Annotated in this window: 11 protein-coding genes; 4 read left to right on the forward strand and 7 right to left on the reverse strand. The window is 44.5% G+C overall.

Translation table 11 applies throughout. The annotated features are described in order from the left end of the window. Window positions 1-89 precede the first annotated feature (89 nt). From ftsX to ftsY, 3 genes are read right to left on the reverse strand one after another with little or no spacing between them, the layout of a single operon-like run. Window positions 90-1,055 carry a permease-like cell division protein FtsX gene (gene ftsX / locus K8B83_RS00505; protein ID WP_223418915.1) on the reverse strand — a complete coding sequence of 322 codons (966 nt, stop codon included), beginning with the start codon at window positions 1,053-1,055 and terminating at the stop codon, window positions 90-92. Further along, a complete protein-coding gene (gene ftsE / locus K8B83_RS00510) occupies window positions 1,052-1,735 on the reverse strand; it encodes a cell division ATP-binding protein FtsE (protein ID WP_188735881.1) in 684 nt (227 codons plus the stop codon). Before ftsE ends, ftsX begins: the two co-directional genes overlap by 4 nt. Before the next feature lie 3 nt (window positions 1,736-1,738). Next, window positions 1,739-3,325 (reverse strand): signal recognition particle-docking protein FtsY, encoded by a 1,587-nt coding sequence (gene ftsY / locus K8B83_RS00515; RefSeq protein ID WP_223418917.1) that lies wholly within the window; start codon window positions 3,323-3,325, stop codon window positions 1,739-1,741. A 180-nt stretch (window positions 3,326-3,505) separates the two neighbouring features. Here ftsY and rsmD point away from each other — a divergent pair, with 180 nt between their 5' ends. Continuing rightward, on the forward strand, window positions 3,506-4,114 hold the full coding sequence (gene rsmD / locus K8B83_RS00520) for a 16S rRNA (guanine(966)-N(2))-methyltransferase RsmD (protein ID WP_223418919.1): 609 nt from the start codon (window positions 3,506-3,508) through the stop codon (window positions 4,112-4,114). 161 nt (window positions 4,115-4,275) lie between these two features. Here the strand turns inward: rsmD and K8B83_RS00525 are convergent, their stop codons facing one another. Both K8B83_RS00525 and K8B83_RS00535 read right to left on the reverse strand, forming a co-directional pair. Further along, window positions 4,276-5,037 carry an IS5 family transposase gene (locus K8B83_RS00525; protein ID WP_223417353.1) on the reverse strand — a complete coding sequence of 254 codons (762 nt, stop codon included), beginning with the start codon at window positions 5,035-5,037 and terminating at the stop codon, window positions 4,276-4,278. 596 nt (window positions 5,038-5,633) lie between these two features. After that, window positions 5,634-6,197, reverse strand: a complete 564-nt coding sequence (locus K8B83_RS00535) for a NapC/NirT family cytochrome c (RefSeq protein ID WP_223418921.1) — start codon at window positions 6,195-6,197, stop codon at window positions 5,634-5,636. Window positions 6,198-6,543: 346 nt separating this feature from the next. Between K8B83_RS00535 and K8B83_RS00540 the strand changes: the two genes are divergently transcribed. The 3 genes from K8B83_RS00540 (at window position 6,544) to K8B83_RS00550 (ending at window position 11,993) form a co-directional block, all read left to right on the forward strand. After that, the gene (locus K8B83_RS00540) at window positions 6,544-6,948 is read left to right on the forward strand and encodes a hypothetical protein (protein ID WP_223418922.1); all 405 of its coding nucleotides are present in this window, start codon (window positions 6,544-6,546) and stop codon (window positions 6,946-6,948) included. A gap of 129 nt (window positions 6,949-7,077) precedes the next feature. Continuing rightward, on the forward strand, window positions 7,078-8,850 hold the full coding sequence (locus K8B83_RS00545) for an efflux RND transporter periplasmic adaptor subunit (RefSeq protein ID WP_223418924.1): 1,773 nt from the start codon (window positions 7,078-7,080) through the stop codon (window positions 8,848-8,850). A gap of 11 nt (window positions 8,851-8,861) precedes the next feature. After that, window positions 8,862-11,993, forward strand: coding sequence for an efflux RND transporter permease subunit (locus K8B83_RS00550; protein ID WP_223418926.1), 3,132 nt, complete (start codon window positions 8,862-8,864; stop codon window positions 11,991-11,993). Window positions 11,994-12,089: 96 nt separating this feature from the next. Here the strand turns inward: K8B83_RS00550 and K8B83_RS00555 are convergent, their stop codons facing one another. Both K8B83_RS00555 and K8B83_RS00560 read right to left on the reverse strand, forming a co-directional pair. Next, window positions 12,090-12,341 carry a hypothetical protein gene (locus K8B83_RS00555; protein ID WP_223418927.1) on the reverse strand — a complete coding sequence of 84 codons (252 nt, stop codon included), beginning with the start codon at window positions 12,339-12,341 and terminating at the stop codon, window positions 12,090-12,092. A 26-nt stretch (window positions 12,342-12,367) separates the two neighbouring features. Continuing rightward, window positions 12,368-12,628, reverse strand: coding sequence for a tetraspanin family protein (locus K8B83_RS00560; RefSeq protein WP_188735897.1), 261 nt, complete (start codon window positions 12,626-12,628; stop codon window positions 12,368-12,370). Between the last annotated feature and the right edge of the window lie 77 nt (window positions 12,629-12,705).

Here is a 12,705-nt window from a genome sequence, read left to right on the forward strand (position 1 = left end):
AAATATTTTCACCGCTGACCATTAAAAAAGCAAGTGAACAATCGTTCATTAATAGCACCTATCGCGCTATGTTATGCCTTAAGCTGTGATTATGAGGGTTCAATATTACGTAAATGTTGCCTAACCGATAAATACGAGCCCAACCAACCTAAAAATGAAGCCAACAACACCAACTTAACGAGTTCCGTAAGGGTGAGCGACTGTATTGTCAATTGGCTACCATATAAGCCCATCAGCTCTGCTAATGCACCGTCGAGGTACCATACTAACGCATTAATAATAAGCCAGGCCAAAATACCACCAATGACTCCGTACCAAATACCGGTATACAAAAAAGGTCGTTGAATAAAGGCTTCGGTGGCTCCCACTAACTTCATCACTTCAATTTCGGTGCGCCGATTCATGATGGCTAATCGAATTGTGTTACCAATAACCAGTACCACAGCCAATACCAGCAATGCCGCTATGGCCAATACCGTCTTTTCAAGCAATTTAAGCAATGCTTGTAAACGCTCAAGCCACTCAATATCAAGACGACCAAAATTGACCTCGGGCTCACGTTCTAATTTTGCTAATAATTCACGAGCACCTGTAGGGCTTGAGTATTTGATTGATGGCGTGACAGTCACTACTGCTGGCAAAGGGTTATCGTCAAGGTAAGACAGAGCTTCGCCAAACCCAGATAGACGCTGAAATTCTTCAAGCGCCTGATCACGGCTAATATAGCTAACGGTGTCGACTTCTCTAAAGGCTTTAATCCGCGATAATAAACTTTGGATAGATTGCTCACTGCGGCCTTTATTAATAAACAACGAGATCTCAGCAGCGCTGTTCCACGATTGGGTAACGTTTTCGGCATTTTTAACCAACACCTGTAATGCCGCAGGCAAGCTTAAGCTCACCCCAAGTACAGCCATGGTCATAATGGATGAAACCGGGCTACGCCACAGCTCGCCCATACTTGACATGCCTTGCTGCACATGACGAATAAAAAACATCACAATACGGCCACTTAACGGTAGCTTGCTTTGGGTAATATTAGGCTTTTTACTCATCGCATTGTCTCCCGGCTACTACTTTCGCCACCCAGCATACGGCCCTGACGTAAAGTAAAGGTGCGGTATTTCATTCGCGCAATTAATCCCAGGTCATGGGTTGCAATTAATACGCTGGTGCCAGAGTCGTTAAACGTTTCAAACAAACGTAAAATATCCATCGACAATTTAGGGTCTAAGTTACCGGTTGGTTCATCGGCAAGCAGTAGCGGAGGCTTGTTAACAATAGCGCGTGCAATACCGACGCGTTGCTGCTCACCACCAGATAACATTATCGGCAGATGACGTTCTTTGCCATATAACCCCACCATATCGAGGGCTCCGGCTACCCGCTTACGAATTTCGCCGTGCGAGAAACCTTCAATCACCAATGGCAGAGCGATATTGTCAAACACACTTTTATCCATCAACAAATGATGATTTTGGAAAATCATGCCAATGTTACGGCGTAAATACGGCACATGCTTAGGGCCAACATTAGCAATGTTGTGCCCATTGATAGACACTCTACCTGCGGTTGCCCGCTCAATGACAGTGATCAATTTAAGCAAGGTACTTTTACCTGCACCTGAATGGCCAGTTAAAAAAGCCATTTCACCTTTTCTAAGATGAAAATTGACATCCATGAGGGCTTTCTGGCCACCTGGATAAATTTTACTCACCTGCTCAAATTGGATCATAAATTAGTGGTCCGTTTTTTCTTGACTGAATAACGCTTCAATAAAGTCATTTGCGTTAAAGGGGCGTAAATCATCAATTTGTTCGCCTACGCCAATATGGCGGATCGGGATATTAAATTTATCTGCAATAGCAAAAACGACCCCACCTTTAGCGGTGCCATCAAGTTTGCTGATGGTTAAGCCAGTAACGCCAACGGCTTCCTGGAATAACTGCGCCTGGCTTATGGCATTTTGGCCTGTGCTTGCATCTAGGGTAAGCATGACTTCATGGGGAGTGTCTGGGTCGAGTTTTTTCATTACTCGCACGACTTTTTTAAGCTCTTCCATTAAGTGGCTCTTATTTTGTAAGCGCCCTGCTGTGTCGGCAATTAATACATCCACTTTACGGGCTTTCGCCGCTTGTAATGCGTCAAATAATACCGATGCGCTATCGGCCCCCGTGTGCTGAGCGACAACAGGAATATTATTACGCTGGCCCCACACCTGTAACTGCTCAACAGCGGCAGCACGGAAAGTATCACCCGCTGCTAACATGACAGATTTACCTTGATTTTGATACTGTTTTGCCAGCTTACCAATTGTGGTAGTTTTACCCACACCGTTAACACCAACCATTAAGATAACAAATGGGCCATTGGCGTTGTCTGGCACCAGCGGAATCGCGACTGGTTCAAGCATTTTTTGCATTTCGTCACGCATTAAATCGTAAAGCGCTTCTGCATTTTTAAGCTGTTTACGCGACGCGTGCTCAGTAAGACTTTTAATGAGTTTAGTGGTTGTTTCAACGCCTACGTCGGCTATTAGCAATTGCTCTTCTAGTTCTTCAAATAACTCATCATCGATTTTTTTGCCGCTGAATAAGCCAATAAAACCAGAACCGATGTTTTCGCTAGTGCGCATTAACCCACGCTTTAAGCGGGCAAACATGCCTTCTTTTTTAGGCTTCTCTTGTGGTTCGTCCTGGACTTCTAGCTCAATTGATTCAATTGGCACCTGCTCGGCAGCAAGTTTTTCAGCAGCCAACGCTTCTGCTTCTAATCGCTCTGCGGCGGCTTGTTGTTCGGCTAAGGCTTGCGCTTTTGCGGTAACTTGCTCAGCCTCAAGACGAGCTTGTTCGGCGCGCTGGGCTTCTTCGCGAGCCGCTTCTTGTGCTGCCTGCTGTGCTGCTAACTGCTCTGCGGCTTGTTGTTCGGCGGCTAGAGCTTGCGCTTTTGCGGCAACTTGCTCAGCCTCAAGACGAGCTTGTTCGGCGCGCTGGGCCTCTTCGCGAGCCGCTTCTTGTGCTGCTAACTGCTCTGCGGCTTGTTGTTCGGCGGCTAGGGCTTGCGCTTTTGCGGCAACTTGCTCAGCCTCAAGACGAGCTTGTTCGGCACGTTCATTTTCAATACGTTGCTGTTCAAGCTGCTTTTCACGTTCTAGCGTTTCAAGGCGAGCAGCTTCTTCTGCTTGCTGTTGCTCTGCTTGCTGTGTTTGCTCTGCGGTGCCTGTGGCAACATCATGCGATATGTCTGCATCAGTTTGCTGCTGTTCTTCAACTTCAGGGGCGGGTTTATCTTTACGAAACCAGGAAAAAAAACCTTTCTTTGCCATGTTTGCTACCAGTATTTATATGTTTAAAAATTCAGTTGAAGCCGTTTGTTGCATCTCTGTGCAGTAAAATGATGAATACTCACATTTAATCACGAGTTTGATATAAAATAACGACGGTTCAGATTGTGGCATAGTCTACCACTTTCTTTTTTCTTTGTTCAGGCAAATCACGAGGGTGAGATGGCTAAAAAAAACACCAGCAGCGGTCAGGTGCGAATTATTTCTGGTCAATGGCGCTCTCGTAAGCTGCCTATCCATGATTTAGAAGGTTTACGCCCAACCACAGATCGGGTTCGCGAAACCCTATTTAACTGGATAGCCAGTGATATTCGGGGCGCAAGAGTACTCGACTGCTTTGCGGGTAGCGGGGCGTTATCGCTTGAAACCCTATCGCGTTATGCTGACTTTGCCACCATGATTGAACTGCAAAAAGACGCTGCTAATCAATTAAAACAAAACCTAGCCACCTTGCAATGCAAAAATGCTGAAGTGATTAATGGTGACAGTTTGCAAGTACTGGCCAAAGGCACTAAAAACGGTTTTGACATTGTGTTTATTGATCCGCCGTTTCGCAAAGAACTTGCAACTAAAGCAATAGATTTATTAATGGCTCACCAATGGCTCAACGACAATGCCTTAATTTACGTTGAAACCGAGTCAGAAATAGCCAGCTTACACGTCCCTGCTTCTTGGGTACCACTAAAAGAGAAAAAAGCCGGCCAGGTGACTTACCGACTTTATCAATATCAACTGACTGATACGTCGGTTGATGACCCCTCGGTGCTATAATCATGCTCAATAAGATGACCTTAAGCGACATAGCCCGCAACGATTTGGTATTAATCGGGAAAACCGCCACGTTATCAATGTGGGGGTTATTTGCCTATGGTTTTTTTGTATTTAGCCAAGATGTTACTAGGGTCTGTTGATCTTTGCTGTACACATTTTATTCAACAATACATCGGCAGCCACATTATAGTAAACGCCAGTGATACCATACTGGCGTAATTTCTTGCTAACTTATCATATCTTGTTGATATTGCTCGGAAGTGCTTTATCCTCGCGAAAGCATTCTCAACCAAATGTCGATACTTGTAGAGACACCAATCCATGCTTTCTTTGTCGATATCTTGCCCATAATTTCGCTTCGGTATAACGGTTTTGCCACCTTTAGAATTGACATATGCCCTTAAAGCGTCGCTGTCATAGCCTTTATCAGCGATAAATACGTTGACCTCCTTAAGGTGGTCAACAAGACTCTCGGCACGAGCAATATCATTTCTCTGGCCTTCTGATAGCTCGAAATAGATTGGTAATCCACCGCTATCCACGACCAAATGAATTTTCGTTGAGTTACCGCCGCGACTCTTTCCAATACACTCATTATCTGGTGTCGCAGCTCCTGCGCTATGCTGATGAGCTTTGACTATTGAGCCGTCTGCAAACACCCAATCATAATCGGAAAGTTTTGATAACTCTTTGAATAGTATATCTAACAGGCCTTTTTTAGACCACAGATTAAAGCGACGATAAACAGTGCTCCAGTCCCCAAACTCTGTTGGAAGATCACGCCATGGAACTCCTGTTCGCAAGCGGTAAAGAATTCCTTCAAAGGTCATTCTATGTTCAGATTTATTATAGATGCGGCCAGTGTTCTTCATCAGTTGAAGTAGCTTTTGCCACCACTTATCAGTTAGCATTAGTCTCGGCATGGTATGGAGTTATCGTTTATTTTTGGCGAAACAAATTATAACGCCTTACCATGCTGCTTAAAAAGCCATCACGAAAGATCAACAGACCCTAGGGTCTGCTGTTCTTTGTTGGTTAAATTTTGTTCGAGTTAAAAACGTTTTAATCGAGGCGAATGGATTGATGCCTAGTCATCTAAGCAAAATCCATTCAACAAAGAGTAAAACGTTTTTAGCCGAACCTTTCAGGCAGCGTTTGTTGGCCATTTCTACTGCGTTATCGACTTTTTATGTAGAATAACTACACCTCAAAGTCTCTGCCTTGTATAAAAGACCAACAATTCGCTGCAAAAATAACCTTGAAAGATCAACAGACCCCGGCATACTCACTTTTTTTGCTGCGTTTACTGCCACAATGCACCTGTTATTAATTTTAGTGGTTCGCCTTAGCCCTAAAGGCCACTACCAACCCAACATAAATTATGCCGCCATTTTGTTATGGGGTGTATTTGCCTTTGTCGAACTTAAACCTCAACCTGCGACCTCATAGGGCATTTCACCTAATAGCATTTACAAAAAAGCCTCGTTAATTTAACGAGGCTTTTTAAGTTAATGCGGTATTACTTTTTAGGGTAAGGGTGAGCAACACCTTTGTGACAATCTACACAAGTTTTTCTGTCTTCTGGTGCTTTTTTGAAGTTATTGCTGTGCATTCTAACAGCCATTTTTTTCATGGTTTCTGGCTGGTTTTCATAAATACGAGTATGACAGTGCTGACAGTTAGCAGAGTCATTGCTACGGAAGTATTCTAATGCGATATCAGCTTGGTCTTTACGGTTTTCATCTAACCATTCTTGAGTCATAAAGCCATCAATAGTCATCAAACCTATGATGTCTTTTGACACGATAATTTTCTTGATCAAGTAATCAACTGGACCATGAGGTAAGTGACAATCTTGACATTGAACCGTCACACCAGCACTGCCACCACCATGGGCAGATGCCATGACTTCATCTCTTAACGAATGGTCACGGTGACAAGTCATACAAAAAGCATCTGTGCTGGTTGCATGCAATGTCTGTTGAGTTGCGAAATAACCTACGACACCCACAATTACACCAACCACTATAAGTGCAATAATTGAGTACTTCGCGCTTGGTTTAAATAGTGCACGCCAGTTCATTGTTCAATCTCCATAATAACTAAAACTACATTTCTAATATTTGTTTATCTAGTTTAGGATTTTTTTAAATTAGAAAATTGATTCTAGTCGCTATTTTTATGATTACTTATTGGAAAATATCTAAAATGGGAGCTAGATCGCTACAAGTGATTTTCAATCAGTCTCATTACTTAGGGCCTGTTGATCTTTCAAGGCATAGCTATGGTTAATTAAACAAACGAGAAAACACGACGAAATAAGTAACTCAAAGATAAAAATGAGCGCTGGCGCATTGTTTACCTTGGCATATGCGTTTATATTGACCTTGATTGACATTTTATTTTTGCAGATTCATTTTTAGGACACTATGGGTAAATCTATTCGCCATTATCTTATTGCTATTTGCACTTTGCTGTCTTTATTAGGCCAAGGTGTGCTAGCTAATGGCCACACTATGATTGCACCAAACCATAGTCAAATGAACGATAAAGCCACAGCATCTGTTATGCTTGCAGGCGATCAAAACAACAACGACTGTCACGGTATGATGCAAGCAAAAACTGCATCAGCCGACGATACCAATCATTGTTGCGATAATGGCAGTAATTGCGCTAATGACTGCAGTCATTGCTTTACGATTACCTTTACCGGCACTGTACTTACCACTGATATTAGTGTGAGCCCCGCACCTGCAGATGAAGTCATACCAAGGCCCACCTCACTACTGTTTTCTATTGATGGAACCCCAGCGTTTCGCCCTCCTATCGTTTAGCCTCGCTTTAATAACGTCGGCCTAATGCTGGCGAAATCAATGCTACTTTTACAATACCTATGGTTTTTGAGTATGAGCAAGTTATAACGTTATTTTCTGCTCCGCGCTCTGCCATGATGTGAGGTTAAAATGAAACACACTCTTTTCGTTGCGTTATTAGCAACTGCCTGCTTATTGGGTTATTTCACTTCTGCGCCAACACTGGCCGCAGGCGAATCAACACCCCATGAGCAACATCAACACGCCTACTATTGCCCTATGCATCCTGAAGTCACCAGCAATGAGCCTGGTAGCTGCCCAATATGCGGTATGTTTTTGATTGAAAAAGAATCCAATGCAAATGATGTTGAAGCTAAGTCAGTCACTCATGCAAAAACCCATTTAACTCCAGCAACACATGCGGCTAATTACTATTGCCCTATGCACCCAGAAGTCACCAGCCATGAGCCGGGCAGCTGCCCAAAATGTGGCATGTTTTTAATAGAAAAAGAGACCGATTCGGCGACATCACATTCTGATGAAGCCGCTCAAAACCATGAGCATCAGCAGCACAATTACTACTGTCCCATGCACCCAGAGGTCACCAGCCATGAGCCGGGCAGCTGTCCTAAATGCGGCATGTTTTTAATAGAAAAAGACATCGATGCTGAACCAGCAATGGATAGTAAGCAAATGACCCCAGCAGCTAAAAAGGTATTTGAGCAACCCATTAGCTCGCTCAAACCGTCTAAAAAGGCGCTTTCTATTGCAGATACCAGCAGTAATGAAACCACCAAATACATCTGCCCCATGCACCCTCATGTTATCTCTGATGCTCCTGGAAGTTGCCCTATTTGCGGAATGAATTTAGAGAAAGTTGTGGTTGGTGAAGCAAATCAAGAAATAGTCGTAGGTGTATCTGGCGGCATGCAACAAGCACTCGGCATGCGCAGCCATGTGGTGGCTAAAGGCAGTTTATCCCGTCAGGTGAATACCATTGGCACGGTACAATATAATGAAAATACCATTGGCCATGTGCATACTCGAGCAACCGGCTGGATTGAAACGCTAATGGTGCATAACGTTGGCCAACAGGTAAAAAAAGGGCAGTTACTCTATGAGCTGTATTCACCTGAACTGGTCAATGCTCAAGACGATTACTCCCAGGCGCTGGATTACCTTAAACAGGACAAAAACCGTGGCAGCATATTACTCAGTAAAGCACGTAAACGTTTAGAGCTGTTGGGGGTTGATAACGCGGTAATTAAGCGTCTAGAAACCACTGGGGAAACGGTGTATCGCGTGCCATTTTACGCTCCACAAAGTGGATTTGTAAGTGAGCTTACCATACGTCATGGCATGTATATTCAACCGGGTGACACCTTGTTTGAAATCGTCAATTTAGACAGTGTATGGGTAATAGCAGACGTGTTTGAAAACGAGCAAAGCTGGTTATCAGAAGGCCGCAAAGTTAGCGTAAGCGCAGCTGCACAAGGCTTGTTTGATATTGATTCAACCATTGATTATGTCTACCCAGAGTTAGACCCTGTCACTCGCGCAATGCGAGTTAGAATTGAGTTACACAACACACAAGACAAACTAAGGCCAGGGACATTAGTAGACGTCACATTACATGGCCAACCTAAAGACAATGTACTTACAGTTCCCACTGAGGCGTTGATTTTAACGGGTAGAGAAAACCGCGTAGTAGTGCAACGTAATGACACCAGCTTTGCTTCTGTTCCGGTAAAAGTCGGCATGATGACCCAAGGTAAAGCTGAGATCCTTCAGGGCTTAAACGAGCATGACAAAGTCGTAGTATCAGGACAATTTCTACTCGACTCAGAAGCCAGTATTCAAGGCAGTCTTCAGCGTTTAAGTAGCACCAATACACCATCTGCTAACGATACCCATCAGCACTAAGGAGCCTTGTTATGCTAGCGCAAATTATCAATGCTTCAATTAAAAATCGCATCATGGTGCTGCTGCTTACCGCCATCATTGCGCTGGTAGGTTATCAGGCCATGCGCACCACACCGCTTGATGCGTTGCCCGATTTATCTGACGTACAGGTGATTGTGAAAACCAGCTATCCGGGCCAAGCGCCACAATTGGTAGAAGATCAAATCACCTACCCATTGTCGTCGGCCATGTTGGCAGTTCCGGGGGCAAAAACCGTACGTGGATTCTCCATGTTTGGCGACTCGTTTGTGTATGTGATTTTTGAGGACGGCACCGACATTTATTGGGCTCGCTCAAGGGTGCTTGAATACCTTTCGCAAACCCAAGATCAACTGCCTGCTGGTGTAACGCCGAGTTTAGGCCCAGATGCATCTGGTGTCGGCTGGATTTTTCAATATGCGCTTGTTGATCGCAAAGGCCAATACGATTTAGCGCAATTACGCTCTCTACAAGACTGGTTTTTAAAACTTGAGCTGCAAAGTGTGGCTGGCGTGTCTGAAGTGGCTACCGTTGGGGGCATGGAGCAAACCTACCAAATTGTGGTCGACCCACACAAACTGGCGTTATATCAAATTGATTTAATGACCATTAAAAACGCCCTCGATAACTCCAATAGTTCAACGGGTGGCTCGGTGATTGAAATGGCCGAAGCCGAATACATGATCACCTCTAGTGGTTATCGCCAAACCATTGCCGAATTTGCAGAAATTCCCTTGGGTATTTTGTCTGAAACTGGCACGCCAATTTTAATGAAAGACGTGGCAGAATTACGCACTGGCCCAGCAGCAAGACGCGGTATTGCAGAGCTTGATGGCCAAGGCGAAGTTGTTGGCGGCATTGTGGTGATGCGCTATGGCGAAAACGCCCTTGAAACCATTAACAATATCAAACTCAAGCTCGAACAAATCAGCAATGGCCTGCCTGACGGTGTCGAGTTAGTCATTACTTACGACCGTTCTGATCTTATTGTGCGTTCAGTCGACAATCTCAAGCATAAAGTATTAGAAGAAATGTTTGTCGTGGGCTTAATTTGCTTACTGTTTCTATTACATGCCCGCTCAACGCTCGTTGCTATTATCACCTTACCCATTTCAATTTTAATTAGCTTTATTGCCATGCACTTTATCGGGGTGAACGCCAACATTATGAGCCTAGGCGGGATTGCCATCGCCATTGGTGCGGTAGTTGATGCATCTATTGTGATGGTAGAAAACACTCACAAGCATTTAGAGCACTACCGCCAGCAACATGGTTGTGCCCCAGAGGGTGAAGCACATTGGCAACTGGTAAAAGATGCCTCTGTTGAAGTCGGGCCTGCACTGTTTTTTAGTTTATTAATTATTACCTTAAGCTTTACGCCCGTGTTTGCACTCGAGGCACAAGAAGGCCGTTTATTTCATCCATTAGCGTTTACCAAAACCTTTGCCATGGCCGCATCGGCCATATTGGCCATCACCTTAATTCCGGTTTTAATGGGCTATTTTGTACGTGGAAAGATCCCCGATGAGCGTAAAAATCCGCTCAGTCGTGTTCTCATTGCTCTATATCAACCCTTATTAAAGTGGGTATTACGTTTTCCAAAAATCACCATAGTGATGGCTCTCGCGGCCTTGCTCAGCGCCTATTACCCACTGACAAAAATGGGCTCTGAATTTATGCCGACGCTAGAAGAAGGTGACCTACTGTATATGCCCACCACATTGCCAGGCGTGAGTGCGGGCAAGGCGGCGGAGATTTTACAGCAAACCGACAGGCTGATAAAAACCGTACCTGAAGTTAAACGGGTATTTGGCAAAGTCGGCCGAGCAAAAACCGCAACCGATCCTGCGCCATTAACCATGCTCGAAACCACGATAATGCTTAAACCCACAAGCGAGTGGCGCCCTGGGGTGACCTTAGAAAGCATTATTGCCGAGCTGCAAAAAACCGTGCGTATACCGGGTATGACCAATGCCTGGGTACAACCGATTAAAACCCGTATAGATATGTTGTCCACTGGCGTAAGAACCCCTGTTGGAATCAAAATATCAGGTTCAAACGTTGAGGAACTGCAACGAATTGGCAGTGAAATAGAAGCCGTGGTTAGCCAATTACCCGGTACCTTATCGGCGTTTGCCCAACGCAGCAGCGGTGGCCGTTATATTGATATAACTCCTAACTTAAAAAATGCTGCCCGCTATGGAATGACACTCAAAGACATTCAAGATGTGGTGCAGATTGCCATTGGCGGCATGACGATCGGCGAGTCGATCCAAGGCCAGGAACGCTACCCAATTAACATTCGTTACCCAAGGGAACTGCGCGACAACATTGAAAAACTAAAAGACCTACCCGTGCTCACTAAAACCGGTAAATATTTACCCTTAAGTTACCTAGCAGAACTCACCATTAGCGATGGTGCGCCAATGCTCGCTAGCGAGAATGGTCGCCTTATCTCATGGGTATTTGTCGACTTAACAGATATCTCAATTGGCGAGTACATTGCTCAGGCACAAGCCGCGCTCGATGAGCAAATTAACTTACCTGCACGTTACAGCTACAGCTTTGCTGGGCAATATGAGTATATGCAACGGGTTGAAGCTAAAATGACCCTGGTGATCCCGTTAATGGTGGCGGTAATTTTTATCTTATTAATGATGACCTTTAACTCCATGACACAAGCATTAGTGATTATGCTCAGTTTACCTTTTTCACTGGTTGGCAGTGCTTGGTTACTTTATTCACTCGAGTTTAATTTTTCGGTTGCTGTGTCGGTTGGCATGATAGCCCTGGCCGGTGTTGCCGCTGAGTTTGGGGTAGTGATGCAGGTGTATCTCAATAACAGCATTGCCGCGTATAAACGAGAGGACCGTTATCAAACCAAAGCCGATTTAACCGCTGCGCTTATGGAAGGTGCAGTAATGCGCATACGACCAAAAGCCATGACGGTTGCCACCATCTTTTTCGGATTATTACCCATTATGTGGGGCAGCGGCACAGGTAACGATGTCATGCAAAAAATTGCCGCGCCAATGGTTGGCGGTATGGTCACAGCTCCCTTATTATCGCTATTTGTGATCCCGGCGATTTACTTGCTGATTTATGGCAGACGGCTGCCCGCTTAAACATTAGCAGACGCCAAAAGCAAAAATCCCAAACAAAACATTGTTTGGGATTTTTATTGTCACGTTTAAACCTAAGTTAAGCTGAGGTTAGTTCGGTTAGTTACGCCCAAGTGACTCAATAAGATGATCCGCTTCATCTTGTTTCTTCTTACGGCATGCCGCGATGTCATCTGGATGACCGTGTTTGCATGGATCGCTGGCTAAAATGGCCCGAGGCAGATTGAGTATCATATACTCTGTATCATTTTTATTATCGTCTGCATTGCCAGCATTGCCTAAACGATAGGACGAAGTACCACTACAGGCCGTTAGCAACAGCAAACTAGACAACACCAGACTCGATAACAAAGTTGATCATAAAAGCGGCTTTTGCATTATTGAGTGATCCTTTGCTTTTCACGCGCCAACCCCATCATCCTAAACATTCCCCACGCCATAATCGCGCCACCAATAACCAACATTGCATTGATGATCATTGGGTGAGCCAGCATAGGTAAAAAGCCTTCATCAAAGCCGGCAAAAATGCCGTAAAGCCCTAAGCCAAACAATAAGGTGCCAGGAAAATCGATAATAGCCACCATCAGCATACTGCGATTAATTCGCGCTAATGCGGCTTGAGTCGTTTCTTGAGTCATAAATTCATCCTTGGGTGTATTCCTTGTGTATTGCTAATCACTGTGACATCGATTGTTAGTGTGAGTTCAAATAATGA

This window comes from Shewanella inventionis (assembly GCF_019931735.1).
GTDB classification, from domain to species: Bacteria; Pseudomonadota; Gammaproteobacteria; order Enterobacterales; family Shewanellaceae; genus Shewanella; species Shewanella inventionis.

Coding starts and splice junctions, on each gene's coding strand:
- ftsX (WP_223418915.1), bottom strand. CDS start 1,055: ATGAGTAAAAAGCCTAATATTACCCAAAGCAAGCTACCGTTAAGTGGC.
- ftsE (WP_188735881.1), bottom strand. CDS start 1,735: ATGATCCAATTTGAGCAGGTGAGTAAAATTTATCCAGGTGGCCAGAAA.
- ftsY (WP_223418917.1), bottom strand. CDS start 3,325: ATGGCAAAGAAAGGTTTTTTTTCCTGGTTTCGTAAAGATAAACCCGCC.
- rsmD (WP_223418919.1), top strand. CDS start 3,506: ATGGCTAAAAAAAACACCAGCAGCGGTCAGGTGCGAATTATTTCTGGT.
- K8B83_RS00525 (WP_223417353.1), bottom strand. CDS start 5,037: ATGCCGAGACTAATGCTAACTGATAAGTGGTGGCAAAAGCTACTTCAA.
- K8B83_RS00535 (WP_223418921.1), bottom strand. CDS start 6,197: ATGAACTGGCGTGCACTATTTAAACCAAGCGCGAAGTACTCAATTATT.
- K8B83_RS00540 (WP_223418922.1), top strand. CDS start 6,544: ATGGGTAAATCTATTCGCCATTATCTTATTGCTATTTGCACTTTGCTG.
- K8B83_RS00545 (WP_223418924.1), top strand. CDS start 7,078: ATGAAACACACTCTTTTCGTTGCGTTATTAGCAACTGCCTGCTTATTG.
- K8B83_RS00550 (WP_223418926.1), top strand. CDS start 8,862: ATGCTAGCGCAAATTATCAATGCTTCAATTAAAAATCGCATCATGGTG.
- K8B83_RS00560 (WP_188735897.1), bottom strand. CDS start 12,628: ATGACTCAAGAAACGACTCAAGCCGCATTAGCGCGAATTAATCGCAGT.